The organism is Bradyrhizobium sp. NP1 (assembly GCF_030378205.1).
Taxonomy (GTDB): domain Bacteria; phylum Pseudomonadota; class Alphaproteobacteria; order Rhizobiales; family Xanthobacteraceae; genus Bradyrhizobium.
In genome coordinates, this window is the sequence record NZ_CP127385.1 from 1,480,602 (window position 1) to 1,506,530 (window position 25,929).

Consider the following 25,929-nt stretch of genomic DNA (forward strand, 5'->3'; position numbering starts at 1 on the left):
TTGCGACTCGCTATGATGCGCTAGGATGATTCCCGGCCGCGTGCCATGTTGCCTGCCGACCGAGCACGCACGTAAGTTATTGTGACAATTTGCCTTAGATTTTATTGAGCCATGACGTTCTGCGACACGTGCCAGCACCAGAACGACCCCGAGGCGAAGTTTTGCGCGAATTGCGGCGCCATGCTGGCGCGCGCCTGTCCGGCCTGCGGGCGACGCAATCTGTCGCAGGCCGACAAATGCGTTGATTGCGGTGCTGTCCTTCAGGCGGCCGGCCAGCGCGGCGCGCGGGCGCCGGCGCCGAAACTCGGGGCGCGTGCCCGCGAAGGCGAGCGCAAGCGACTGACTGTGCTGATCGCCGACATTTCCGGATCGACCGCGCTCATCGACAAGCTCAATGCGGAGGAAGCCGATCAACGGCTCGGCATCATCACCGCGGCGATGCGCGAGGCGGTGGCGCGGTTCGAGGGGACGGTCAACAAGCTGCAGGGCGACGGGCTGATGGCGCTGTTCGGGGCGCCGATCTCGCAGGAGGACCACGCGGTCCGCGCCTGCTGCGCCGCACTGGCGATGATCGAGAACGTGCGCAAGATCGAGAACGCGCCGCCGGTGCGGATCGGCATCAACACCGGCGAGGTCGTGGTGCGCTCACTCCTGACCGACATGTCGGAGCAGTACGACGCGATGGGCCGCACCGTCCATATCGCGGCGCGCCTGGAGCATGAGGCGCCCGACAACGGGATCGCCATCAGCACCGAGACGCTGAAGGCGACGGCCGGCCAGGTCGAGGTCGAGCCTCTGGGCGAGCGCAGGCTGCGCGGGATTTCCGATCCCCTCCAGGTCCATGCGCTCATGCGTATCCGGCCGCCGGTCGCCACCCAGCAGTTCCGCGGCGGCCAGAAGCTCAGCCCCTTCGTCGGCCGCGACGCGGAGATGCAGGTGCTGCATCAGGCGCTGGAGGAGGCGCGTGCCGGGCGCTCACCCGTGGTCGGCATCATGGGCGAGGCGGGAAGCGGCAAGAGCCGGCTGATCTTCGAATTCCTCGAGACGTGTCGCGCCGCGGGGCTGCCCGTCCTGGAAGCGCGCGCGACCGGCTATGGCCGGGCGACGCCGCTGCGGCCGATCCTCGATCTGTACCGGACCTTCTTCGGCATCGACGACGACATGTCGAAGCAGGTGGCGGCGGAGCGGGTCGGCGCCACGCTGTCTTACTACGACCTGGTTCAGGATCTGCCGCTGGTTCTGGACTTCCTCGGACTGCCGCTTGCCGATCGAAGCGCGGTGCCCACCGATGTCGGGCTGCGCCGCATCAAGCTGCTCGATGCGGCCAAGCGGCTCGCGCATGCGGTGGCGCTGGCGCAGCCGTCCGTCTTCGTCGTCGAGGACCTGCACTGGCTCGATCCGGCCAGCGAGGCCTTCCTGGTGGCGCTGGCTGACAGCATCGCCGGCACGACGACGCTGATGGTCGTCAACTTCCGGCAGGATTTTCGCAGCGAATGGACCGAGCGATCCTACTTCAGGCGGATCGCGGTACGGCCGCTCGACGAGGCTGCGATCGCGACCATCCTGGACCATGCGCTCGGCGCCGATCCCTCGCTCGCCAATCTGCGCCGGCGCATCGTCGAACGCTCCGCCGGAAATCCTTTCTTCGCCGAGGAACTGATCCGCGCCGCGGTCGAGCAGGGGGGGCTTGCCGGTTCGGCCGGCCACTTCAAGCTCGTCGACGCCGCGCGCGAGGCGCCGATGCCGCCGACGGTCGAGGCGGTGCTGGGCTCGCGCATCGATCGCCTGCCCGAGCAGGACAAGCTGTTGCTGCAGGCGGCCTCCGTGGTCGGCAGGGAATTTTCGCTGTCGGTTGCGGCCAAGGTCGCGCAGGTAACCTTTCAACTGGCGCGAGCCTCGCTGCAATTGCTGCTGGGCGCGGAGATGCTCTACGAGCGCGCCGACGTTCAGCGCGACGATTTCGCCTTCCGTCATCCGCTGGTGCAGGAGGCCGCCTACGGATCGCTGTTGACGGAGCAGCGCAAGCATCTGCATCGCGGCACGGCCGCTGCGCTCGCGGTGAAATTTCGCGACCGGCTCGACGAATATTCCTCGCTCGTCGCCTACCACTGGGAGAAGGGCGGCGAAAACCTGCTGGCGGCGCAGAGCCACCTCCGTTTCGCGCTGTGGATGGGCGCGCGCGACCCGCGTCACGCGCTCGACAGCTGGCGCAGCGTGCGGCGCCTGATCCAGGACAATGCGTCCTCTCCCGAGGTCGAGTACATGCTGATGATGGCCTGCGGGCAGATCGTCAATCTGGCCTGGTGGGAAGGCATCGATGCCAGCGAGATCGAGCCGGTGTTCGCGCAGGCCATCGCGCTCGCCCACAAGCACAAGGACATCCGCGCCGCAGCCCTCATCACCATGGCGTTCGGCCGCATTCTTCTCATCACCGGCTCGTCCGACGCGTATGTCGCGAAGGCGGAGGAGGCGCAAAAGCTGATCGGCGGTCCCGGCCATGAGAGCGCAAGCGCCCTGCTCAAGGTGGTCTACAGCCACGCGCTGCTGTCGGCGGGCCTCTTGGAGCGGGCGCTCCAGGCCAATACGGAAGCATTGGAAAGCATCCACCAGATCGAGCAGCGCGACCGGCAAACCCTGGGTTTCGATCCGGCGCCGTGGCTCAAGACGCAGCGTGCCCGAATCCTGATGGGGCTCGACCGTTTCGCCGAAGCCGACGGCATCCTGGATGCGCTCTTGGCCGGTCCGCCGCTGGAGACGATCCATCAGGTCAATGCGCACGGCACCAAGATCGAGGGCCATCGGAAAATCCGGCCCGATCTCTCCGTGCAGGAAGTCGAGAACCTTCGTGCCGCCCTGCGGGAGAATGTGACGCCTTATCTGCGGGTACTTGGGCACCGCTATCAAGCACTGGCATTGCTGGCGGAAAACCGGCCCGATGAGGCGGTGGGGCTGCTCAACGAGACGATCGATTATGCGCGGGCGCAAAGGGCCGGGCTCGAAATCGAGCCTTTCCTGCTCACGATCCTGGCGGAGGCGCTGACCGCGACCGGCTCCGACCAGGCCAGGGCCACGGCGCTCGAGGCGAGGAATCTGGCGCGAAGGCGCGCCATGCGAGTTGCCGAGCGCGAAGCCGAGGAAATCCTGGCCCGCCATGCGTGAGCGCGGTTCCGGCGCGGGGCGAGGCGTCGAAAGCGGGTGGTAACGGTCCGACCAGCCCTGTTCGGTGGCCCATTTGCATTGACATTCGGCCGTCGGATGGTAGAACCCGCCCCGTTCCGGGCGGCCTGGCCGCCAGCCGGATAAATCCCATTTTGCCAGTTTCGGCCTGTCGAAAACGGCCTTTCGAAGCAACCAGGATTCTCCCATGAAGGTCCGTAACTCGCTGAAATCGCTGCGCGGCCGCAACCGCAACAACCGCCTGGTCCGTCGCAAGGGCCGGGTCTATGTGATCAACAAGGTCCAGCGCCGCTTCAAGGCGCGCCAAGGTTGATACGCCGGGCTAAGCGGGCCCACCTCACAGGTCTTTGACGGTCTCCGTAATCGCGCTGCTTTGCGGCGCGATTTTCTGCGTCTAGACTTGCGTCATGGTTCCAGGATTCCCGCGTGTTTTAGCCGTGATGCCCGCGCTGGCGATCGTCGCAGCGATCGCCGTGGCGATGCCCGTTCGCGCGTTTGCCCAGGATGATCCCAAGCTCGATCCCAAGGCCGACCCGAGAGCCGCGCCCAAAAAGAAGCTGCCGGAAGCGCCCGGCAAGCTGCCGCGGGTTGGCGCCGACCGCAGCAAGGGACTGGATTTCCTGTTCGGTGCCCTCAAGGCCGCGCCGGACGAGTTGAGCGCCAAGCACGTCGAGGCCCGCATCTGGGCGATCTGGATGCAGACTCCGAGCGACACCGCGGCACTTCTGATGGTCCGCGCCAAGGCGGCGATGGATGCGCAGAAGATGGATGTCGCGCTCAAGCTGCTGGATGCCATCGTCAAGCTGCGCCCCGACTACACCGAGGCCTGGAACCGGCGGGCGACGCTCTATTACCTGCAAAACGACTACGCCCGCTCGCTCGCCGACATTCAGCAGGTGCTGATCCGCGAGCCACGCCATTTCGGCGCGCTGGCAGGACTTGGCATGATCATGCAGGACATTGGCGACGAGAAACGCGCGCTCGATGCGTTCCGCAAGGCGCTCGCGGTCAATCCGCACCTCGAGAAGGTGCCGGAACTGGTCAAGACGCTCAGCGAAAAGGTCGAAGGCCGCGACATCTGATTGTGGCGCGCCGGTCGACGTCCCCTTCGAGACGGCGCGGAAGATCAGTCCGAAGACATGGCTGAAAAGACTTGGCCGAGAAAGACTTGGCCGAGAAAGACTTGGCCGAACCGAGAGCCGCCCCGGCCGCCGGCGGGTGGTGCGGTGATTAGTGCAGCACGTTGTTGTTGCGTTCGGCGAGCCCGTTATAGGCCGCGGTCGCATAGAGCTGGACCAATTCCGCTTCCAGGTGCTCGTTGATCAGCAGCAGCGCCTTGACGGCGCCGCGGAGATCGCCATTGCAACTGGCCACGATCTCGTCGATGGCGTTTTCACTCGTCCTGACAGTCATCGAAAATCCTCCCATTCCCCGATCGGGACCCCAACTTTGCCACCCGATCCGGGTTCCTGTGGATTGCGTGGATCGTCCGAGTTGCAACAGCCTGTGCAGCACATGCACCGCCATGCACAGGAGATAGGGATCATGGTTATAAAATGACCGGCGACATCCGTATGACAGGACTCTGAATAGTGTGGAAAACCCTGTCGTGACCCGCCGAAACCGCTTGTGGCCCGGCGCCGTAGCTGTGGCGTGGCAAAAACCTTCCGGACCGGCGCAATGCTGACGATCCTCGTCGTGACGGCGCTGGCCGTGCTCGCCCTCGTCACCCAGCTCGGAATCCTGATCTTGCAGCGGAGCTACCCGGCGCAGGGCCGGATGGTCGCCGTCGGGGGCGCGACGCTGCACGTCGTCGATATCGGCCCGCGCGAGGCGCCAGGGCCGCCGATCGTGATGCTGCATGGCGCAAGCTCCAACCTCGAAGTGATGCGCCGCCCGCTCGGCGACCAGCTCGCTGCGCAGCACCGCGTGATCCTGATCGACCGGCCGGGCCACGGCTGGAGCACGCGCGCGAGCCGTGCGGATTCCACGCCCGCGGTCCAGGCACGGATGATCGACGAGGCGCTGACGAAGCTCGGCGTCGACAGCGCGATCTTCGTGGTCCACTCCTGGAGCGGCGCGCTCGGGGCGCGGCTTGCGCTCGACTATGGGGCGCGCGTCGCCGGGCTCGTGATGCTGGCGCCGGTCACCCATCCCTGGCGTGGCGGCGTCGGCTGGTACAACAAGGCCGTTGCCAGACCCGTGATCGGCCCGCTGCTTGCCTACACGATCACGCTGCCGCTCGGCTATTTCCTCGCCGCACCCGGCGCGCGCGGGGTGTTCCTGCCGCAGGCGATGCCTGATGGTTTCGTCGCTGACAGCGCCACGCCGCTCCTGCTGCGGCCGCGCGAATTCCTCGCCAATGCGCACGACCTCGTCACGCTGAAAGCCGACGTCGCCGGGCAGGCGCCGCGCTATGGCGAGATCAGGGTGCCGGTCACGGTGATTTCAGGCGACGCCGACAAGACGGTGTCGACCGCGATCCATTCGCGCCCGTTTGTCGCGGCCGTACCGGGTGCCAGGCTGATCGTGCTTCCCGGCGTCGGCCACATGATCCAGCATGCGGCGCCCGACGTCGTGGCCGCCGAGATCGAGGCGATGATCGGACGAATGTCGACGCATGCGGCGGCGGCTGCGCGCTGAACCATGGACCTCCGAGGCGGCTTCAGTTTGGCCTCGTCTCATCACGCCTTTGATGGCCTCTCCGACCGCGATGCGTTAGGATTTCGTCCGGGGGCAGGATTCCGCAGGGAGAGCTCCATGTACGCCGCCATCCGTCAAGGCAAGGCAAAGGCCGGTCAGGTCGAAGAGCTGGCACGCAGGATCAAGGAAGGCGCCATTCCTGTCATCAGCGAGGTCGAAGGCTTTATGGGATACTACGTCGTCTATGCGCCGGACGACACCGTCGTCGCCATCAGCCTGTTCAACAACTACGACGGCGCCGCGGAATCCAACAAGCGCGCGCTGGCGTGGATCGAGCGCGAGCTCGCGCCGCTGCTCACGGGGCCCGCGACGGCGATTGCCGGGCCGGTGATCGTGCACACGCTGCCTTGAACGATGCGCGCGCGACCACGCCGGCGCTGAAGCGTCGGTTCTGATGGAATCAGAACCGACGCTTCGGGTTGTTATTTTGACGCGTTTTCGTGACGAGAACCGGCGCTCGCGTCGCTCAAAACGCTGTAGCGATCCGAGACGCGCCTACTTCGGCTTGCCGTCCTTGTCGAAGGAGGAGACGTAGGCCCAGAGGTCGTTCGCTTCCTTCTCGTTCTTGATGCCGGCGAACACCATCTTGGTGCCGGGGATCTTGGCCTTGGGGTCCTTGATGTAGTCGAGGAACTGCTCCTTGCTCCAGGTGATGCCCGAATTCTTGTTGGCATCGGAATAGGAGTAGCCCGGCGCTGAGCCGGACTTGCGGCCGTCAAGGCCGTTGAGCTCCGGCCCGACCTTGTTCTTGGCGCCTTCGCCGATCGAATGGCAGGCGAGGCATTTGTTGAAGGACGACTTGCCGGCGGCGGCGTCCTGGGCCGCTGCGGCGGACGCCGCGGCCATCGCGGTCAAGACAACCAGTGCGCTCAAGGTCGGTTTGTTCATGGGATTGCTCTCCCTCTTGTGGACGTTGCGGAACCGTTTTGCCACGGCTCGCTTGTGTTGGACAAGCCGCGCGCCGCCGGTTTGAGAGCAATGCCGCCTGCGGTCACAATTCGACGAGGCGCCGCCGCGCTCTCGCCATTGACGGCCTGTCCAAGCCGCGTCAGACGTGCTTGATTGTCCAAGACAAAACCGTGATGACGAGACGGTGACGAGAGACCCGATCGGGAGGCGCTTGAGATGGCCATCATGATGCCCGCAGCCGATACGGCCGTGCTGGGCCGCCGCGCGGCCATCGTGGCGGCGCTGCGTGCCATCGTGCCGGGCGAGGGCGTGATCGACAGCGCGGCCGAGATGCGCGCCTATGAGAGCGACGCGCTGACCGCCTACCGCCAGCCGCCGATGGTCGTGGTGTTGCCCGACACCACCGAGCAGGTCTCGAAGGTCCTGAAATACTGCCACGAGCAGGGCATCAAGGTGGTGCCGCGCGGCTCCGGCACCTCGCTGTCCGGCGGCGCGCTGCCGCTTGCCGACGGCGTGCTGTTGGGGCTCGGCAAGTTCAAGCGCATCCGCGAGATCGATTTCGACAATCGCGTGGTGGTGACCGAGCCCGGCGTCACCAACCTCGCGATCAGCCAGGCGGTGGCGCATGCCGGCTTCTACTACGCGCCCGATCCGTCCTCGCAGATCGCCTGCTCGATCGGCGGCAACGTTGCGGAAAATTCCGGCGGCGTGCACTGCCTGAAATACGGCATGACCACCAACAACGTGCTCGGCTGCGAGATCGTGCTGATGAATGGCGAGATCCTGCGCATCGGCGGCAAGGCGGCTGAAAGCGCAGGCTACGACCTGATGGGCATCATCACCGGCTCGGAAGGGCTGCTCGGCGTGATCACCGAGATCACCGTGCGCATCCTGCAGAAGCCGGAGACGGCGCGCGCGCTGATGGTCGGCTTTGCGGAAGTCGAGGCCGCCGGCGAGTGCGTCGCGCGCATCATCGGCGCCGGCATCATCCCGGGCGGCATGGAGATGATGGACAAGCCCGCGATCCACGCCGCGGAAGCCTTCGTCCATGCCGGCTATCCGCTCGACGTCGAGGCGCTCCTGATCATCGAGCTCGACGGGCCGACCGTGGAAGTCGACGAACTGATCAAGCGCGTCGAGACGATCGCGCTCGGCTGCGGCTCGACGCTGTGCCAGATCTCGACCTCGGAGGCCGAGCGCAATCTGTTCTGGGCCGGCCGCAAGGCGGCCTTCCCGGCCGTGGGGCGGATCTCGCCCGACTACCTCTGCATGGACGGCACCATTCCGCGCGGCGCGCTGCCCAAGGCCCTGGCGCGCATCCGCGAGCTCTCGGAGAAATATGGCCTCGGCGTCGCCAATGTGTTTCACGCCGGCGACGGCAATCTGCACCCGCTCATCCTTTACGACGCCAACAAGGAAGGCGAGATGGAACGCGCCGAGGCGTTCGGCGCCGACATCCTGCGGGCTTGCGTCGAACTCGGCGGCGTGCTCACCGGCGAGCACGGGGTGGGCATCGAGAAGCGCGATCTCATGCCGGAGATGTTCTCCGAGATCGACCTCAACCAGCAGCAGCGGCTGAAATGCGCCTTCGACCCGCAGGGCCTGCTCAATCCGGGCAAGGTGTTTCCGACGCTGCACCGCTGCGCCGAGCTTGGCCGGGTGCATGTGCACAGCGGCAGGCTGGCGTTTCCGGATATTCCCAGGTTCTGAGGGGTCCGCGCGGTTGCGTCGCCTGAAAGCTCGACATGACCGACATTCCGATTGCGGCAGCGGGTAGCACGGCGATCGAAGCGCCGAGCACCGCGCGCCTGGCGTTCATCGACAATATCCGATGGTCGATGATCATTCTCGTGCTCAGCATGCACGCCTGCGACACCTACAGCCCGTTCGGAAACTGGTACTATGTCGACCGGCAGCCGTCCGACCTGCCGACAAAGCTCTTCTTCGGCGTGTACCAGAGCTTCCTGCAGGCCTTCTTCATGGCGCTGCTGTTCTTCATCGCCGGCTATTTTTCCGCGGCCTCCTACGATCGAAAGGGTTTTGCGCCATTCGTTCGCGACCGCGTGCTGCGGCTCGGCGTGCCGACCCTGCTCTACATGGCCGTGATTGGCCCGCTGACGCAGTATTTCCTGTCGCACACGTGGGGACGCGGCGGATTCGGACATCAATGGCTGACGCATCTGAAGGATGGCGAGTGGCTGTCGGAGACCGGGCCGATGTGGTTCTGCGCGGCGCTGCTCGCGCTTTCGGTCCTCTATGGCCTCTGTCGCCTTGCGGGCTTGAAGGAGCCGTCCTTCGAGCCGCGTGACGGCCGTGGCGGCGGCGCGATTGCCGGCTTCATTGCGGTGATGGCGGTCGCGACGTTTCTCGTTCGCATCGTCGTGACCGAGGACGCCTCCGTGCTCAACATGCATCCCGGCGACTTCCCGCAATATGTCCTGATGTATGCGGCCGGTGCGCTCGGCTATCGCGGCAATTGGCTCTTGAGGCTTTCCGATTCAAGCTGCTTGCGCTGGGCCGCGCTGGCGCTGTCGCTGTCTGCGATCCTGTTTGCGACCCTGATCGTGTTTGGCGGCGCCCTGCAAGGCGACACGTCCTCCTATGCGGGCGGTTTCAATCCGGTGAGCGGTGGAAAATGCCTGTGGGAGGCGCTGGTCTGCGTCGGCATGGGCCTGTTGCTGCTCGAGCGCTACCGACGACATTTCGACCGGCAGGGACCGTTCGCGCGGTGGCTGTCCGACAATGCGTTCGGCGTCTACCTGATCCACCCGCCGATCCTGGTCGGGGCCGCCATCCTCCTGCATGGCGTGGTGCTGCCCGCGATCGCGAAGGCCGCGCTGCTGACCGCCATCGCGGCGGTCGGCAGCTTTGCGGCCTCTGCTTTCATCCTGCGCAAGTCGCCGCTGCGCGCAATCCTGTAGCGGCGCCGCCTTTACAGCAGCACGTATTGCGCGCGTTCGCGTTTTGCGAGCAGCGGCAGCGCCTGGCCCGCGATATAGGTCTTGAAATGCGTGCTCTCCTGGTGCGCCTTGAAGGCGGCCTCGTCGCGGAACAGCTCGTAGAACAGGAACTGCTCCGGCTTTTCGGTCGCCCGCGCGATCAGGAACAGGTTCACGCCCGCCTCGCGCTGCGCCTCGGGCAGGAAGCGGTCGAGGATGGCGGCGACCTTGTCGGACTGGCCCTCCTTGGCTTCCCACTGCGCGACCACCAGCAGGCGGCCGCTTGCGACGGCGTCTCTCACCGTCTTCTCGTCGGTTGCGTAGTTCGTCATGTTCGTTGCTCCTTGCTCCATTTGAGGCTGGCAGAAGGCGGCTTGCGGAAAATTCGCCGCCGCCAGCGCCGCGCCGAATGCGGCGACGACGGACCGTCGGCTGATTGATCCGCCGTATGCTCGTTGCGCGACATCGATACGTTCCATGATCGGCTCCGTCGTTGTCTTGTTGGCGGTCAACGCCAAGGTGCGCCCGCAACCTGCATGTTTCAATTCGACCGCGATCGAAGTGTAGTCGTCGCATTCGCATTTCGATCGGGATCGAAGCATTGAAGTGGATGCCGTGCTGAAATGACTCGGATCGGAACAGGATCGGAGTCGCGCCATGCTTATCGCGCCGCAGATGGCCGAAATCGCCCAGATGGTCTCGGATCCCGGGCGTGCCAACATCCTCTCGACGCTGATGGACGGGCGCGCGCTCACGGCCGGCGAGCTCGCCAGGGTCGCGGGCGTCACGCCGCAGACCGCGAGCTCGCACCTGTCGAAGCTCGTCGAGCGCAGGCTGCTCGTGGTGGACAAGCGCGGGCCGCGCCGGTTCTACCGGCTGGCGACGGCGGAGATCGCGCAGATGCTGGAGGGCATGATGGTGGTTGCGGTCGCCGGCCCGCCGCGCTTTCGGCCGCCCTCGCGGATCGACGCCGAGATGCGCCGGGCGCGCACCTGCTACGACCATCTCGCCGGCGAGCTTGGCGTCGCGCTGACCGACAGCATGATCGCGCGCGGGCTGCTCATTCTCGACGCCGACGCGGGCGAGCTGACCGCCGATGGCGAGCGGTTGCTGGCCGCCCTGGGTGCGGATCTCGCCGCGCCGCCGCGCAGCCGCCGCGCGTTCTGCCGGCCCTGCCTCGACTGGAGCGAGCGGCGGCCGCATCTTGCGGGGCGGGTCGGGGCGGCGCTCGCCCACCTTGCCTTCGCGCGCGACTGGATCCGCCGGCGGCCGCACGACCGCTCCGTCGAGATCACCGAGGACGGCCTGAATGCGTTCAGGGACACATTCGGCGCGCGCATTTGATTTCGGGCGAAAATTTCGTTACCCGCTGGGGCTGTGGAAACGCTCAAAGTACGCGATGCAGGCGATGTCGAGCAGGCGGTGCGATCGGCGATCGCGTCCGATCAGCCGCTCGAGATCGTCGGACAGGGGTCCAAGCGGCTGATCGGACAGCCGATGGCGACCAATGCCGTGCTCGACCTGTCCGCGCTCAACGCGGTCGTGGCCTATGAGCCGAACGAGCTGATCATCACGGTTGCCGCCGGGGCGCCTTTTGCCGACGTGCAGTCGCTGATCGACTCCAAAAACCAGCAATTCGCCTTCGAGCCGGTCGATACCGCCGCCCTGCTCGGCACGCCGCCGCTTGCCACCATCGGCGGCATGATCGGCGCAGGCCTGGCCGGCCCGCGCCGGATCAAGGCGGGCGGCATCCGCGACCACCTGCTCGGCGCGCATGCGGTGTCCGGCTTCGGCGACAGCTTCAAGACCGGCGGCAAGGTGGTGAAGAACGTCACCGGCTACGACCTCTGCAAGCTGCTCGCGGGCTCCTGGGGCACGCTCGCGGTCATGACCGAGGTGACGCTGAAGGTGATGCCGCGGCCGGAAAGCCAGCGCACGCTGGTGCTGCGCGGGCTCGACGACCAGACCGCCAACCGCGCCATGACGGCAGCGCTCGGCTCGCCCTTCGACGTCACCGCGGCGGCCCATGTGCCGGCGTCAGTGTTCCGCCCCGATACCGGCGGGCTCGATGCCGACGGGCTGGGCGCGCTGGGCGCGGGCGGGCGGGCGCTGACCCTGCTGCGGCTCGAGGGCATCCTCGCCTCGGTGGTTCACCGCGCCACCGCGCTCGCCAAGAGCCTCGCCGCGTTCGGTCCGGTCGACCTTCTGGTGGATGAAGCCTCGGCAAGCGTCTGGAGTTCCATCCGCGACGTCAGGCCCTTTGCGGCGCAGGGCGCGCTCGGCGCCTGGCCGGTGTGGCGGATCGTCTGTCCGCCGGCGGCGGGCGGGGCGCTGGGCGAGCAGCTGGCGCGCGACAGCGGTGGTGACGTCATCTACGACTGGGGCGGCGGCCTGATCTGGGCGGCGCTGCCGCCCAAGGCGGACGCCCATGCCGCGCTGGTGCGTCAGCGCGCGGCGGCGGCGGGCGGCCACGCCATGCTGGTCCGCGCCGCGGACGAGGTCCGGCGCCAGGTCGACGTGTTCCAGCCGCAGCCGGCGGGATTGGCCGCGCTGAGCGAGCGCGTCCGTGCCAGCTTCGATCCGAAGCAGATCCTCAACCGCGGCCGAATGACGCGAGGGGCTGGTGTGGCGGTTCAGAAGTCCGCATCATTTTCGCCGCGAGGTCCCAATGCGGATTTCTGAACCAAAGCCACACCAGGTCAATAAGTTACTAGTGTCCTTCGATTCCGACGTTCGCAATCGAAGGCGCCGCGGTGTCGTGCGAACGTCGGAATCGGGACACTAGCCGATGAAGACCGAGTTCTCGCTCGCGCAACTGGCCGACCCCGATATCGCCGAGGCCGACAAGATCCTGCGCGCCTGCGTGCATTGCGGTTTCTGCACCGCGACCTGCCCGACCTATGTGCTGCTTGGCGACGAGCTCGATAGTCCGCGCGGCCGCATTTACCTGATCAAGGAGATGCTGGAGAAGGATCAGCAGCCGACGGCCGAGGTGGTCAAGCATATCGATCGCTGCCTGTCCTGCCTCGCCTGCATGACGACCTGCCCGTCGGGCGTGAACTACATGCACCTCGTCGACCAGGCGCGGGTCCGGATCGAACAGCAGTATGCGCGGCCCTGGCCTGAGCAGGCCTTGCGCGCCGTGCTGGCGCTCGTGCTGCCGCGGCCGGAGCTGTTTCGCGCCAGCATGATCCTGGCGCGGCTGGCGCGCCCGCTCGCGAGCCTCTTGCCGACCCCCAAGGCGCCGACGCCGGTGCCAAATTTCTTCAGGCGAATCAAGGCGATGCTGGCGCTCGCGCCGGACCGCCTGCCGCCGCGGGGAGCCGCTTCGGGGAGCGTTTTTCTGGCGCAGGGTACGCGCCGCGCGCGCGTTGCGCTGCTGCAGGGCTGCGCGCAGCAGGTACTGGCGCCGCGCATCAACCAGGCTGCCGTCAACGTGCTGACCCGCCACGGCGTCGAGGTCGTGCTGGTCAGGGACGAGCAATGCTGCGGCGCGCTGACCCACCATCTCGGTCGCGACGACGACGCGCTGATGCGCGCGCGTGCCAACATCCGCACCTGGACGGCGGAGGCCGACCGAGGCGGCCTCGACGCCATCCTGGTGACGACGTCGGGCTGCGGCACGGTGATCAAGGACTATGGATACATGCTGCGCGAGGACGCCGAATATGCCGCGCGCGCGGCACGGGTCGCGGCGCTGACCAAGGATATCACCGAGTATCTCGCCGGCATCGAGCTTGCGAAATCACAGCAGCGGGGCGACGTCGTCGTCGCCTATCATGCGGCTTGTTCGCTGCAGCACGGGCAGAAAATCACGCAGGCCCCGAAAGAATTGCTTTCCAAGAACGGATTCGTGGTGAAAGATATACCCGAGAGCCATTTGTGCTGCGGTTCGGCGGGGACTTATAACCTACTCCAGCCCGACATTGCGGACAGGTTGCGCGAGCGCAAGGTCGCCAACATCGCAAGCGTCGGGCCTGACATGATCGCTGCGGGCAACATCGGATGCATGGTGCAGATTGCCGGCGGCACGTCAGTTCCTGTTGTGCACACGATTGAGCTTCTCGATTGGGCGACGGGCGGTCCCCGGCCGGGATCGGATTGATCGACTGGCCGCGGACAGACAGGACAACGCGACTTGCCCGATTGGCATTGTTCGGCGGCAACAGGAGGACCACGATGGCTAAGGCAAAAAAGAAGAAAGCTAAAAAGGCTAAAAAGAAAAAAGTTGTAGCGGCGAAGAAGAGGTCCGCGAAAAAGTCTGCCAAGAAGTCGGTGAAGAAATCGGCGAAGAAATCCGCCAAGAAGGCGAAGAAGGCCGCGAAGAAATCCGCCAAGAAGGCCGCCAAGAAGGCCGCGCCAAAGAAGGCTGCACCAACGAAGGTTGCGAAGAAGAAGGCGGCAAAACGCAGCGCCCCGAAGAAGGCGGCCGCTCCGCCTGCTCCTGTGAGCTCAGCGCCGGAAGAAGCTCCTGCGCCGGCCGCCCCGAGCTGGGCGACGCCGAGCCCAGCCCCAAGCCCGGCGCCCTCCTGGGACGAGCATAACGCTTCGAGCTCGGGCGAGCACGAGAACTGAGCGAGAGCTGACAATGGCGTCCGGCGTCAGCCGGCGCTTTGATTCCGGGGCCGCAGCGCGACGGACGCTGCGGCCCCTTTTGCATCAGTGGGTCCGAATCACGCCGACCGTCCGCCGCCGACATCAGGTGATTCGCCGAGGCCGTACAGGCACGGGCCGCGACCGTCCGGCCATGAGGCGCGGCCGTCCTGACGGGCCACAACATCGGTCAATCTTGTTGTCGGAATGCAACACATTCCGACAACCTTTCGTGGACGGCGAATTCCGCTCAAAAAGGCGGCAGATGCTCGTCTTTTTTGCTTCCCGCTCGTGATGACGCGCCTCAGATTGCAGTCGGGCTTAAACGTTCGGTTGCAGCCAGGGCCCACGCCGCCTGTCGTTCGGCAGAGCGCATCCTGGCTGGTCTTGGAAAAGGGTGATGGGGATCGTCATGAAGAAAGTCGCTTTGTTGGCAACGGCGCTGACAATGATTTCGGGTTCGGTTCTGGCGGCAGACATGCCGGTGAAGGCTGTGAAGGCTCCGCCGCCCGCGCCATTCGATCCCTGGGATGTCGCCTTCGGCAGCGCCATCATGAACGATTACGTGTTCCGCGGCGTCACCCAGTCCAACCACAAGCCGTCGGTCGCCGCCTATTTCGAGCCGCGCTACAACGTCAACAAGGACCTGCAGCTCTACATCGGCACCTCGGCGGAAAGCATCTCCTTCCCGAACCGCGCCGCGGCGGAGGTCGACATCTACGGCGGTATCCGCCCGACCTTCGGCATGTTCGCCTTCGACTTCGGCGTGTGGGGCTATCTCTATCCCGGCGGCCAGTGCTTCGGCGGCGCCGGCCCGCTCACCAACAGCTGCGCGGCCTTCGGCCAGGGCACCGATTTCGGGCTCGGCAACGGCCTGCCGATCAACGGCAACTTCGCCAAGAGGAACGCCAGCTTCTACGAAGGCTACGCCAAGCTCAACGTCACCCTCAACGACCAGTGGCAGGTCGGCTTCAACGAGTTCTACTCGCCGAACTTCCTGAACCTCGGCGCCTGGGGCAACTACTCCTCGGTCACCGCGAAGTGGACCGCGCCGAGCACGACCTTCGGCTCGAGCGGCGTCGGCATGTACGTCTCCGGCGAGTTCGGCCGGCAGTGGCTCGGCACCTCCGACGCGTTCTACGGCACCACGACGGCCACGGCGTTCGGCGGGCCGTTCCCGCTCGGCATTCCCGAGCCGAGCTACAACACCTGGAATATCGGCGTCGGCTTCACCTACAAGGTCTTCACGCTCGATATCCGCTACTCGGACACGAACCTGTCGAAGGCGTCCTGTAACGCCTTCACCAGCGATTACTCGACCACCAGCTTCAGCCCGTCCAACATCACCGCGATCAACCCTGGCGGCTTCGGCTCCAACTGGTGCGGCGCGACCGGCATCGTCAAGCTCTCGGCCGACCTGACGGCAATGTCGAATCTGAAGTAACATCGTCACGCGATTTGTGCGAAGAGGGCGGCGGAGCAATCCGCCGCCCTTTTCTTTCCGAACCGGATATCGATGAAGTTTCTCTGGCATGAAGGCGCCGTTGCGGGTGCGGGGGTTGCCCTTGCGATCGGCGCCATGGAGTGGTTCTCGTTCACCTCCCACTATCCGCTCGCCGTGATCCCCTTCGCGACATCGATCGCGCTGGTGATCGGCTCGCCCGACGCCGAGCCGGCGCAGCCGCGTGCTCTGATCGGCGGACATCTGGTGTCGACCCTGGTCGGGCTTGCCGTCGTCCAGCTGACCGGGCCAAGCGCCTGGGCTGCGGCCATGGCCGTCGGGCTCGCCATCCTCGCGATGTACCTGACCGCGACGTTTCACCCGCCGGCAGGGATCGATCCGCTGCTCGTGGTCTCCAACGGTCTCCCCTGGTCGTTTCTGCTGAAGCCGGTGCTCGCCGGCGCCTTGCTGCTGACCTTCTTTGCCTGGTTCTGGCACCGTGGGGTGCGGCGAAGGCCGTGGCCGCAGCGCTGGCTGTAGCGCGCCGGCTCTGGTTGAGCGCGAGGCGCCGCCCCCTTGGAGCGGCTACTTGGCGGCCTCGCTCTGCGGCACCTGCAGCACGGCGCGTTCGCCCTGTCGCGCCAGCACCAGCCGGCGGCTGTGGAAAGCCACCAGCGTGGAGCGGTGGCCGATCGAGACGATTGCGGTGTCAGGCAGCCGTTCCTCGAGCAGCCGGTAGAGCGCGGCCTCCGAGGCTTCGTCGAGCGAGGCGGTGGCCTCGTCGAGAAACAGGTACTGCGGAGCATGCAGCAGTGCGCGTGCAAGTCCGAGCCGCTGCTGCTCGCCGAGCGACAGCATCCGGTTCCAATGGGTGTCCTCGTCGAGCCGTTGCGCGAGCTCGGGCAAGCCCACCGCGCTCACGGCTGCGGCGATCTGCTCCTGCCCGAAAGTCTCGCTTGGTGACGGATAGGCCACCGCATCCTTGAGCGCGCCAATCGGGAAATAGGGGCGCTGCGGCAGCATCATCAGCGTCGCCTTGGGCGGGATCACGATCTCGCCCGCGCCGAACGGCCAGACTCCGGCGATGGCGCGGAACAGTGTCGACTTGCCGGCGCCCGAGGGGCCGGTGACCAGCACATGGTCGCGGCTGCGGATCGCGATGCCGTCGGCTGAAACCAGTGGCGCCCCGTTCGGCAGGTTGACGAGGAGTTCGTCGAGCTCGATGGCGTCGCGGCCGCCTGATGACGCAAGCTTGATCGGTGCCGCCGAACCGGCAACCGCCGCGGCGCTGTCGATCGACATTTCAAAGCCGTCGAGACGCGCGACCACCGCGCGCCACTCCGCCAGCGTCCGGTAGATCGTGACGAAGAACGACAGCGCCTTCTGCACGCTGCCGAAGGCGCTGGCTGTCTGCATCAGGCCGCCGAGCTGGATCTTGCCGGCGAAATAGGCCGGCATCGCCAGGATGAAGGGGAAGATCACGGCGGCCTGCGCGTAGCTCTGGGTAAAGGCCGTCAGCCGCTTGGTGCGGCTCATGATGGCGTACCAGTTGTTGATCACCCGGCTGAAGCGCTGCGAAAGCCGCTCGCGCTCCGCGCTCTCGCCGCGCAACAGCGCGATCTGTTCGGAATTCTCGCGCGTGCGGACCAGGTTGAAACGGAAGTCGGCCTCGAAGCGCTGCTGCTCGAACGACAGGTTGACCAGCGGCGAGCCGATCCATTGCGTCAGCGCGGTGCCGAAGATCGCATAGATCAGCGCGCCCCACACCAGATAGCCGGGGATCGCGAATTCGCGGCCGAACATCGTCAGCGGCGCTTCCGCGGAAATGCCCCACAGGATCACCACGAACGACGCCAGCGACACGATCGAGGAGAGCAGGCCGACGCCGATGCCGAGCGTCTGCTCGACGAACAGCCTGACGTCGTCGGCGATGCGCTGGTCGGGGTTGTCGGCCGCATCGCCCCGAAGCTGCATGCGATAGTGGTTGGCGCCATGCAGCCACTCGCCGAGATAGCGGCTGGTCATCCAGCGGCGCCAGCGGATCTGCAGCCATTGATTGAGATAGAGCTGGTAGATCGAGAGCACGACGTTGATCGCCGCGAGGATCGTGAACAGGCCGAGGCCGGAGATGACCCCGTTCCAGTTCTTGTCCTGAAGGTCGTTGTAGAAGCGATTGTACCAAAAGTTCACCAGCACATCGATTCCGACCAGTGCGAGCTCGATCGCGATGACGGCCGCAAGCAGCGTGCGGCCGGCGAGCTTGTCCTCGGAACGGAAATAGGGAACGGCGATCCGCCATACGATCGCGAGCGTTGCGCGAATGTTGTTCACAGATCACGGTCTCCTGAAGAATCGGCCTAAAGGCCTGAGCGAATGCGGGAATCCGGCGAGATCAAGTCGTTGCTTAGACTAAAGTTCTAAACGTCGTGATCCGGGTTTGCTTGTATGCCCCGCGAGCTAGACCCTAGCATGAGCGCAACGGCGAGGGGTGGGGGCGCCTTCGATTTCGCGAGGTTTTGAGCGGATTTCGGCCAGCTTTGCCGAATTCGTGACGCCCGCCTCGCACACAGCAGGGGCACCTCCGCGATCGCGCCTGGCATGCCTGATTCCACCACGCGGGATCAGCTGCCGCAAAATGGCGTGGGGAGGAAGCCAGATGTGGAATCAAGTCTATAACCCGCTCGACAACGCCGCCTTGTCGACGGTCGCCGCCGCGATTCCGGTGGTGACGCTTTTGGTGCTGATCGCCAGCGGCAGGGTGAAGGCGCACATCGCGGCGATCATCGCCGTGATCCTGACCAACCTGATCGCGATCTACATCTTCACCATGCCGGCCGGCATGTCGATCCGCGCCTCGCTGCTCGGCATCGTGTCCGGCTTCTTCCCGATCGGCTGGATCGTGCTGAACGTCATCTTCCTGTATCAGCTTACGGTTTCAACCGGCCAATTCGAGCTGTTGAAGCGCGCCGTCGGCGGCGTCACCGAAGACCGAAGGCTGCAGCTGCTGCTGATCGCGTTTTCGTTCGGCGCCTTCTTCGAGGGCGCCTCGGGCTTCGGCACGCCGGTCGCGATCACGGGTTCGATCCTGATCGGGCTTGGCTTCTCCCCGCTCGCCGCTTCGGGCCTGTCGCTGATCGCCAATACCGCCCCCGTTGCCTATGGCGCGCTCGGCACGCCGATTGCGGGGCTGGCGCAGGTCACCGGGCTCGATCCCTATATCCTGGGCGCGATGGTCGGACGGCAATTGCCGGTGTTTTCGCTGATCGTGCCGTTCTGGGTGGTGTGGGCGTTCGCCGGCTGGCGCGGCATGAAGGACGTGTGGCCCGCGATCCTCGTCACCGGCGTATCGTTCGCCGTCCCGCAATTCGTGATCTCGAACTACATCAATCCGTGGATCGTCGACATCGGCGCCTCGCTGATCTCGATGGGCTGCCTGATCCTGTTTCTGCGGGTCTGGCAGCCGCGCCAGCTCTGGCTGTCGCCGGCGCTGCGCGGCAACGACGAGTCGGCTGCGACCATGGCGACGCCGAAGCCGCTCGACAAGACGACGCTTACGCGAGCCCAGCTCTGGACCGCATTGCTGCCGTGGATCATCGTCTGCATTGTGATGCTGATCTGGGGCAGCGGTTGGTTCAAGACCTGGGCGAACTCGATCTTCACCTGGAACTATCCCGTTCCCGACCTGCATAACATGATCAACAAGGTGCCGCCGGTGGCGGCGAAGCCGACGCCGGAAGGCGCGGTGTTCGGCTTCACTTACCTGTCGTTCACCGGAACGGGCATGTTGATCGCGGCGATCGTTTCCGGTTTCCTGGCGGGCTTTTCGCCGGCCAGGATGGTCGCGGAATACGGTCGCACCATCAGGCTGTGCGCGATCTCGCTGATCACGATCTCGGCGATGCTCGCGATCGGTACGCTGACGCGGCTGTCCGGCGTCGACGCGACGCTCGGTCTCGCCTTTGCCGCGACCGGCGTGCTCTATCCCTTCTTCGGCACGCTGCTCGGCTGGCTCGGCGTCGCGCTGACCGGATCGGATACCGCCTCCAACATCCTGTTCGGCAATCTGCAGAAGATCACCTCCGAGCAGCTCGGCCTGCCATCGGTGCTGATGGCCGCCGCCAACTCGTCGGGCGGCGTGATGGGCAAGATGATCGACGCGCAGTCGATCGTGGTCGCTTCCACCGCGACCAACTGGTACGGCCACGAGGGATCGATCCTGCGCTACGTCTTCGTGCATTCGATCGTGCTGGCGTGTCTTGTCGGCGTGCTGGTGACGCTGCAGGCCTATGTCTATCCGTTCACGGCGATGGTGCTGAAATAGCGGCAGGCCGAACTTCGTCAGAATGCAAGTCCCCGCGGGGTTCAACGCCCGCGGGGATTTTTTTCGCGCACGCTGTGTCAACAACAACTGGTCAAGGTTACGCCGCTCCACTACAAGGACGCGGCGCCGGCGCGTTTTCGATCCATGTTCTCGAGAGGCAGAATGAATTTGGCTGACAATGTCGCGATCAGGCTCGCCGTTGCCTGCGTCGCGTTCGCGATCGCGCTCAATACGGCCCCGGTCAAGGCCGACAGCGGATTTCCGTTCGGCATGCTGATGACGATGGAGGCTCAGCCACAGCCGGGATCGAAGCGGATTCCGAATATCGAGATCGGCGACAATGGCGAGGCTGTGCTCGAGCTCTGGTGCAAGGCGGCCAAGGGCCAGTTTTCGGTCGCCGGCAACACCGTGATCTTCGTCGCGGGTGCCATGGAAGACCGCGGCTGTCCGCAGCCGAAGGCGCAGGCCGATGACGACCTGCTTTCCGCGCTCGGCGAGGTGACCGCCTGGAAGCGGCAGGGTGATCTCGTCTCCTTCATCGGCAGCAAGACGCTGCGCTTCCGCATCAACACGAACTGAGCGGCGCGAGCAGGGCTCGCGCAAGCATCGTGGCGAGACGCTGGGCTGGCGCGTCGGGCGGCGCCTACTTCCACGCCGACTTGTCGGCGTCCCAGCGCTGGCCCTTCAGTTCCCTGGTCAGCGCATCGATTGCGCCGTTGTCGTCGCGCTGGTCGCCTTCCTCGTCCGGCGACGCATCGTCTGACAGGCTGAGCTTGGGGCCTGCGCCTTCATCCGTGGTCGTGACGACGGGGCTCGAGATCCAAAGCATCAGCCGGTCGGAGGCGCCGGGCTTGTCGGTCGAGACGAGGCCGCTCACCTCGATCGTGTCGGTGAGCTCGAGCGCGGGAAAGAGCTGGTTCGGCCGCTTCAAGGTCAGTTTCAGCTTGCCGGACGTGGCGCTCCAGGCCGCCGAGACGGGTTTCGCTCCGAGCGTCTTCGCCAGCACGCCCGAGATCGCGGTCGCAAGCTTGTCCCGGTTGACCTTGTCGCCATCGCGCCAGTCGGCGGCGGCGAAGCGGATCGCGCGGTCCATCTCGACGGCGCCCGTGGTCCAGCCCGCGGCAACCACGCCGGCCTGCGATTTGGCCTTGGCGATCAGCGCGGCGGCGCGCTCCGGGTCGACCGTCAGGTTCAGCGTCTGCTCGCCGGAGCGCAGCGCGTCGCAGGACACCGCAAGGCTCGTCAGCGACACTTCGACGCCTTCGCCTTTGAGGCTCTTCAGGAAATCCAGCGCCGCATCGAGCTTGATCCGCACGCCGACCGATTCCGGCGAGACCTCGGTGAAATCCTTTGGCGCCGGCGTGATGCCGTCGTCGGTGGTCTGATTGTCCAAAAATTCCTTTTCACTGAGATCGGAATTGTCCGATGAGGCGACCTCGGTGACGTTCGAGCCGATGGTGATCTGGCCGCGGAACTCGAAGGTGTCGCCGGTCGCCTTTCGCGCCAGCTTGACCGTGACCGGCTGCTTGCCGCCGATGGTCTGCGTGCTGCCGGTCATGGTTTGGCCGCTGACCGCAAGATTGGCGACGAAACGATCCTTGCGGTCGGAACCCTTCTCGGCGGGATAGCAGACGTCGAGCACGGCGGCGGTGACCGTCTTGCCCTGCCGGGTTTCCTTCAAAACGACGTCGGCATTGCCGTCCATCAGGCCGTCGATGGCCGTGAAGTAGCGGGTTTCGTTGGCCCCCGGTGCTGCCTTCGGCGAAAGTTTCATCTGTTGGGCGAAGCCGATATCCGGCGCCAGCATAACCACGCCGACCAGGCAAAACAGAAGCGCGCGCATTTTCAATTCCCCGATCCCTACCAGGCTCACTCTTGGCCGGGCGCTGTTCTAAAGCGTTTCCGCCCGATTTGGAACGCAGGGATCATCGACCCAAAAAGAAGGCCGCCCGGAGGCGGCCTTCGTGTCGGTTCGATGCGAACGGGGCGTTTAGAAGCCCATCCCGCCCATGCCGCCGCCGCCGGGCATCGCCGGCGCCGCCGGCTCCTTCGGCATCTCGGCCACCATCGCTTCCGTGGTCACCAGCAGGCCGGCGACGGAGGAGGCGTCCTGCAGCGCAGTGCGCACCACCTTGGCCGGATCGATGATGCCCTTGGCGACCATGTCGACATATTCCTCGGTCTGGGCGTCGAAGCCGAACGTCTCCGACTTGTCCTCGAGGATCTTGCCGACCACGATCGAGCCCTCGACCCCGGCATTCTCCGAGATCTGGCGGATCGGGGCTTCCAGCGCCTTCAGCACGATGTTGATGCCGGCCTGGACGTCCGCATTGTCGTTGTGGATGCGGCCGACCGCCTTCTTGGCGCGCAGCAGCGCGACGCCGCCGCCCGGCACGATGCCTTCCTGAACGGCCGCGCGGGTGGCGTTGAGCGCGTCCTCGACGCGGTCCTTCTTCTCCTTGACCTCGACCTCGGTCGCGCCGCCGACGCGGATCACCGCGACGCCGCCGGCGAGCTTGGCCAGCCGCTCCTGCAGCTTCTCGCGATCGTAGTCGGAGGTGGTCTCCTCGATCTGCGCCTTGATCTGGGCGACGCGGGCCTCGATGTCCTTCTTCTTGCCGGCGCCGTTGACGATCGTGGTGTTCTCCTTGTCGATCACCACCTTGCGGGCGCGGCCGAGCATGTTCAGCGTGACGCCTTCGAGCTTCATGCCGAGCTCGTCGGAGATCAGCTGGCCGCCGGTCAGGATCGCGATGTCCTCGAGCATGGCCTTGCGGCGATCGCCGAAGCCCGGCGCCTTGACGGCGGCGACCTTCAGGCCGCCGCGCAGGCGGTTGACGACCAGCGTCGCCAGCGCCTCGCCCTCGACGTCCTCGGCGATGATGACGAGCGGACGGCCCGACTGCACCACCGCTTCCAGCACCGGCAGCATGGCCTGCAGGCCGGAGAGCTTCTTCTCGTGCAGGAGCACGTAGGCGTCCTCGAGCTCGGCGGTCATCTTCTCGGCATTGGTAACGAAGTAGGGCGACAGGTAGCCGCGGTCGAACTTCATGCCTTCGACGATGTCGACTTCCGTCTCCAGCGACTTGTTCTCCTCGACGGTGATGACGCCCTCGTTGCCGACCTTCTGCATCGCCTGCGCGATCATCTTGCCGATCGCAGTGTCGCCGTTGGCCGAGATGGTGCCGACCTGGGCGACTTCCGAGGAGGAGGCGACCGGCTTGGCGCGCTTCTCGATGTCCTTGACCACGGCGGCGACCGCGATGTTGATGCCGCGCTTGAGATCCATCGGGTTCATGCCGGCCGCGACCGACTTGCCGCCCTCGCGCACGATCGCCTGGGCCAGCACGGTCGCCGTGGTGGTGCCGTCACCGGCGGTGTCGTTGGTCTTGGAAGCGACCTCGCGCAGCATCTGCGCGCCCATGTTCTCGAATTTGTCCTCGAGCTCGATCTCCTTGGCGACGGTGACGCCGTCCTTGGTGATGCGCGGAGCGCCGAAGCTCTTCTCGATGACGACATTGCGGCCCTTGGGGCCGAGCGTGACCTTCACGGCGTTGGCGAGAATGTCGACGCCGCGCAGCATGCGGTCGCGCGCGTCGCCGGCAAATTTTACTTCCTTGGCAGCCATTAATTTTACTCCTCGAATAGCTGGTCGGTGAGGGGATTGGGTTTTTCGTCATTGCCGGGCGAAAGCGCGAAGCTCGTCCTCGCGCAGGCGGCCCGGCAATCCATCCTCGTTGAGGGAGTGATGGATGCCCGGATCAGGTCCGGGCATGACAATAGAGAGTGCGGAGAGATATCAGTGCTGCGGCTTAGGCCAGCACGCCCATGATGTCGGACTCCTTCATGATCAGGAGTTCCTCGCCGTCGATCTTGACCTCGGTGCCCGACCATTTGCCGAACAGCACGCGGTCGCCGACCTTGAGATCGATCGGGATCAGCTTGCCGGTCTCGTCGCGGCCGCCGGGGCCGACTGCGGTGATTTCGCCCTGCGACGGCTTTTCCTTGACCGTGTCGGGGATGATGATGCCGCCCTTGGTCTTCTCTTCGGCATCGAGGCGCTTGACCACGACGCGGTCATGCAGCGGACGAAATCTGGTTTTAGCCATGACGTTTCCCTTTTGGAGACTCAGTTGTCAGATCGGTTGGGCTCGCGGTCCGTACCGGCGCCGGCCCGGGCCGAAATGGTTCGCGTTTAGCAATCGCAGTCTGGGAGTGCTAATGTGCGCGCTCGAAATATGGCCTGGCGCCGATCCTGTCAAGGAAGGAAGGGGTTAAGGGCTTGGTGAGGGCGATATAGGATGCTCTGGGAAACCAAATCGGAGCGGCGGCGTAATTTACCCGACGTCATTGCTCCGACAACAGTTTTGCGCTTGGCTGCGGGACGGGTGCGGCCACTTTGCTCGGGGGATAGCATGGTCAGTTCATTTCGTGTGCGGGCGATCGCCAATTGGGGGGTCGTCGGAGCGCTCACGATATTCCTGGGAGCATGCTCCAGCTTCAGCGGCTTCAGCTTCTCGCCGTCTTCGCCCGCGCCTGCACCGGAGCCGGGCGTCGCGCCGGAGATGCCCGCCACCATCCGCTCCGACGAGATCGTCGGGCGCTGGGGGCTTGCCTCGTACCAGAACCCCGCCGACCGGGCTCGCACCGAGAAGGCCGCGCTTGCGCAGTGCAAGCAGCCTTACGTGATCGGGGCCGGCCAGTCCGGCGGCGTGATCATGCACCTGGCCGACCAGGCCACGCCGCAGGAACTGCGCCTGAAGGGCTCGCCGGGCGGCAAGAACTTTATCGGCCCGTCGGGGCCGGCCGGCGGCGAGCAGGACCGTGAGATCGTCTCCTTCGACGGCCGCGTGCTGGTCACCCGCTTCGTCGACAAGGATGCCGCGACGCGCTACGGCAACATGGTCTATGTGCGCTGCGGGCCGCGCGCATAGGTTCAAGAGAACCCTTGGTGCCACATCGCCCCGGAATGACGGACCAAAACAGAAACGCCGGCCCTAAAGGCCGGCGTTTTCGTTTTCGAAATTTGAGACGACTCAGTTGAACAGGGCGTCGATGTCGTCCTGCGAGGCGTGACCGACGTCGCCGTCGAGCTTCGGTCCGTTCAACAGCCGCGCGTCGCCTTCGCGGGTGTCGACGATCGGCGGCGCATGCGCCTTGATCGCGTCGACGCCGCCCCAGATCTCCATCATGGCGTTGATGTGCCGCTCGATGAACTTCATCGTGTTCATCACCTTGCTGATGCGCTGGCCGGTCAGGTCCTGGAAATTGCAGGCCTCGAAGATCGAAACCACGCGCTCCTGGATTTCCTCGCTGAGCAGCTTCTGCTGATCGAAGGAGATGCTCTTGGAGAGGGCGGTGGCGGCCTGGTCGATCGACTCGGTGGCTTCGAGGATCTGTTGCGTGGCCTGTTCGGTGCCGCCGACGACCGCGCCGAGCTCGCCGTTGACCTTGGCCATCTCCTGGCCGTCGAAGCTCTTGCCATGCAGCACCGCGATCTCGCGCTTGGTGCGGCTGATCGCGTCGTGAATCAGGTCGAGCTCGACCTTGAGCTTCTCGCACTGCTCGATCTGCGCGCGATAGGTGTCAAGCAGCGCCTGGGTCTCGGCTTCGCGCACGACCGGCGCAGCTGCTGGCGAGGGCGCGGCGGCGCTGCCGGGATGCGCCATCTGGGCGCGGATGGCGCGCAGCTCGGCCATGATCGCGTGGTGCATTGAACCGGCATCGCCATTGTCGATTTCGGGCGTCGGCACCTCGCCGACAAAGGCTTCTTCGATACGAAAACGTTTGCGATGCACTGGCATGAATTCTTCCTCCCACCCTCGCGACGCAAAGTCTTAGACCAG

General features: G+C 65.5%; 24 protein-coding genes. 16 read left to right on the plus strand and 8 right to left on the minus strand.

Annotation, left to right across the window (positions count from 1 at the left end; genetic code table 11):
* Positions 1-111: 111 nt before the first annotated feature.
* The 3 genes from QOU61_RS07035 (at position 112) to QOU61_RS07045 (ending at position 4,259) form a co-directional block, all read left to right on the plus strand.
* Entirely contained in the window at positions 112-3,159 is a 3,048-nt protein-coding gene (locus QOU61_RS07035) for an AAA family ATPase (RefSeq protein WP_289657394.1), read from the plus strand.
* Positions 3,160-3,364: 205 nt separating this feature from the next.
* Positions 3,365-3,490: a type B 50S ribosomal protein L36 gene (gene ykgO, locus QOU61_RS07040; protein WP_002713372.1), complete on the plus strand. Its 126-nt coding sequence runs from the start codon at positions 3,365-3,367 to the stop codon at positions 3,488-3,490.
* 94 nt (positions 3,491-3,584) lie between these two features.
* Positions 3,585-4,259 (plus strand): tetratricopeptide repeat protein, encoded by a 675-nt coding sequence (locus QOU61_RS07045; protein WP_502876894.1) that lies wholly within the window; start codon positions 3,585-3,587, stop codon positions 4,257-4,259.
* Positions 4,260-4,407: 148 nt separating this feature from the next.
* Here the strand turns inward: QOU61_RS07045 and QOU61_RS07050 are convergent, their stop codons facing one another.
* Complete coding sequence (locus QOU61_RS07050; RefSeq protein WP_289657395.1) at positions 4,408-4,590, minus strand: hypothetical protein; 183 nt, start codon at positions 4,588-4,590, stop codon at positions 4,408-4,410.
* 267 nt (positions 4,591-4,857) lie between these two features.
* Between QOU61_RS07050 and QOU61_RS07055 the strand changes: the two genes are divergently transcribed.
* Entirely contained in the window at positions 4,858-5,820 is a 963-nt protein-coding gene (locus QOU61_RS07055) for an alpha/beta fold hydrolase (RefSeq protein ID WP_289657396.1), read from the plus strand.
* Positions 5,821-5,937: 117 nt separating this feature from the next.
* On the plus strand, positions 5,938-6,231 hold the full coding sequence (locus QOU61_RS07060) for an antibiotic biosynthesis monooxygenase (protein ID WP_289657397.1): 294 nt from the start codon (positions 5,938-5,940) through the stop codon (positions 6,229-6,231).
* A gap of 144 nt (positions 6,232-6,375) precedes the next feature.
* On the opposite strand, the gene cycA is transcribed toward QOU61_RS07060, so the two are convergent.
* On the minus strand, positions 6,376-6,768 hold the full coding sequence (cycA, locus tag QOU61_RS07065; RefSeq protein ID WP_289657398.1) for a cytochrome c-550 CycA: 393 nt from the start codon (positions 6,766-6,768) through the stop codon (positions 6,376-6,378).
* A 237-nt stretch (positions 6,769-7,005) separates the two neighbouring features.
* Between cycA and QOU61_RS07070 the strand changes: the two genes are divergently transcribed.
* Both QOU61_RS07070 and QOU61_RS07075 read left to right on the plus strand, forming a co-directional pair.
* A complete protein-coding gene (locus QOU61_RS07070) occupies positions 7,006-8,499 on the plus strand; it encodes an FAD-linked oxidase C-terminal domain-containing protein (RefSeq protein WP_289657399.1) in 1,494 nt (497 codons plus the stop codon).
* 35 nt (positions 8,500-8,534) lie between these two features.
* Positions 8,535-9,710: an acyltransferase family protein gene (locus tag QOU61_RS07075; protein ID WP_289657400.1), complete on the plus strand. Its 1,176-nt coding sequence runs from the start codon at positions 8,535-8,537 to the stop codon at positions 9,708-9,710.
* Positions 9,711-9,721: 11 nt separating this feature from the next.
* On the opposite strand, the gene QOU61_RS07080 is transcribed toward QOU61_RS07075, so the two are convergent.
* Positions 9,722-10,060: a putative quinol monooxygenase gene (locus tag QOU61_RS07080; RefSeq protein WP_289657401.1), complete on the minus strand. Its 339-nt coding sequence runs from the start codon at positions 10,058-10,060 to the stop codon at positions 9,722-9,724.
* A gap of 325 nt (positions 10,061-10,385) precedes the next feature.
* On the opposite strand from QOU61_RS07080, the gene QOU61_RS07085 reads away from it, so the two are divergent.
* The 6 genes from QOU61_RS07085 to QOU61_RS07110 all read left to right on the plus strand — a co-directional run bounded on the left by QOU61_RS07085 (position 10,386) and on the right by QOU61_RS07110 (position 16,302).
* A complete protein-coding gene (locus QOU61_RS07085; protein WP_289657402.1) occupies positions 10,386-11,072 on the plus strand; it encodes an ArsR/SmtB family transcription factor in 687 nt (228 codons plus the stop codon).
* A 33-nt stretch (positions 11,073-11,105) separates the two neighbouring features.
* Entirely contained in the window at positions 11,106-12,410 is a 1,305-nt protein-coding gene (locus QOU61_RS07090) for an FAD-binding protein (RefSeq protein ID WP_289657403.1), read from the plus strand.
* A gap of 106 nt (positions 12,411-12,516) precedes the next feature.
* The gene (gene glcF / locus QOU61_RS07095) at positions 12,517-13,833 is read left to right on the plus strand and encodes a glycolate oxidase subunit GlcF (RefSeq protein WP_289657404.1); all 1,317 of its coding nucleotides are present in this window, start codon (positions 12,517-12,519) and stop codon (positions 13,831-13,833) included.
* A gap of 74 nt (positions 13,834-13,907) precedes the next feature.
* Entirely contained in the window at positions 13,908-14,303 is a 396-nt protein-coding gene (locus tag QOU61_RS07100) for a hypothetical protein (RefSeq protein ID WP_289657405.1), read from the plus strand.
* A gap of 430 nt (positions 14,304-14,733) precedes the next feature.
* Positions 14,734-15,765, plus strand: coding sequence for a TorF family putative porin (locus QOU61_RS07105; RefSeq protein ID WP_289657406.1), 1,032 nt, complete (start codon positions 14,734-14,736; stop codon positions 15,763-15,765).
* A gap of 72 nt (positions 15,766-15,837) precedes the next feature.
* Entirely contained in the window at positions 15,838-16,302 is a 465-nt protein-coding gene (locus tag QOU61_RS07110; protein WP_289657407.1) for an HPP family protein, read from the plus strand.
* 45 nt (positions 16,303-16,347) lie between these two features.
* Here QOU61_RS07110 and QOU61_RS07115 read toward each other — a convergent pair whose 3' ends face one another.
* Positions 16,348-18,093 (minus strand): ABC transporter ATP-binding protein/permease, encoded by a 1,746-nt coding sequence (locus QOU61_RS07115; RefSeq protein WP_289657408.1) that lies wholly within the window; start codon positions 18,091-18,093, stop codon positions 16,348-16,350.
* 325 nt (positions 18,094-18,418) lie between these two features.
* Here QOU61_RS07115 and QOU61_RS07120 point away from each other — a divergent pair, with 325 nt between their 5' ends.
* On the plus strand, positions 18,419-20,083 hold the full coding sequence (locus QOU61_RS07120) for an L-lactate permease (protein ID WP_289657409.1): 1,665 nt from the start codon (positions 18,419-18,421) through the stop codon (positions 20,081-20,083).
* Positions 20,084-20,245: 162 nt separating this feature from the next.
* Positions 20,246-20,662 carry an META domain-containing protein gene (locus QOU61_RS07125; RefSeq protein ID WP_289657410.1) on the plus strand — a complete coding sequence of 139 codons (417 nt, stop codon included), beginning with the start codon at positions 20,246-20,248 and terminating at the stop codon, positions 20,660-20,662.
* A gap of 64 nt (positions 20,663-20,726) precedes the next feature.
* On the opposite strand, the gene QOU61_RS07130 is transcribed toward QOU61_RS07125, so the two are convergent.
* From QOU61_RS07130 to QOU61_RS07140, 3 genes are all read right to left on the minus strand, one after another.
* The gene (locus QOU61_RS07130; RefSeq protein WP_289657411.1) at positions 20,727-21,926 is read right to left on the minus strand and encodes a hypothetical protein; all 1,200 of its coding nucleotides are present in this window, start codon (positions 21,924-21,926) and stop codon (positions 20,727-20,729) included.
* Between the two features lie 147 nt (positions 21,927-22,073).
* Positions 22,074-23,711, minus strand: coding sequence for a chaperonin GroEL (gene groL, locus QOU61_RS07135; protein ID WP_289657412.1), 1,638 nt, complete (start codon positions 23,709-23,711; stop codon positions 22,074-22,076).
* Between the two features lie 184 nt (positions 23,712-23,895).
* Positions 23,896-24,192, minus strand: a complete 297-nt coding sequence (locus tag QOU61_RS07140; protein WP_289657413.1) for a co-chaperone GroES — start codon at positions 24,190-24,192, stop codon at positions 23,896-23,898.
* 306 nt (positions 24,193-24,498) lie between these two features.
* On the opposite strand from QOU61_RS07140, the gene QOU61_RS07145 reads away from it, so the two are divergent.
* Complete coding sequence (locus tag QOU61_RS07145) at positions 24,499-25,017, plus strand: hypothetical protein (protein ID WP_289657414.1); 519 nt, start codon at positions 24,499-24,501, stop codon at positions 25,015-25,017.
* Positions 25,018-25,119: 102 nt separating this feature from the next.
* Here QOU61_RS07145 and QOU61_RS07150 read toward each other — a convergent pair whose 3' ends face one another.
* Positions 25,120-25,887 carry a protein phosphatase CheZ gene (locus QOU61_RS07150; protein WP_289657415.1) on the minus strand — a complete coding sequence of 256 codons (768 nt, stop codon included), beginning with the start codon at positions 25,885-25,887 and terminating at the stop codon, positions 25,120-25,122.
* Between the last annotated feature and the right edge of the window lie 42 nt (positions 25,888-25,929).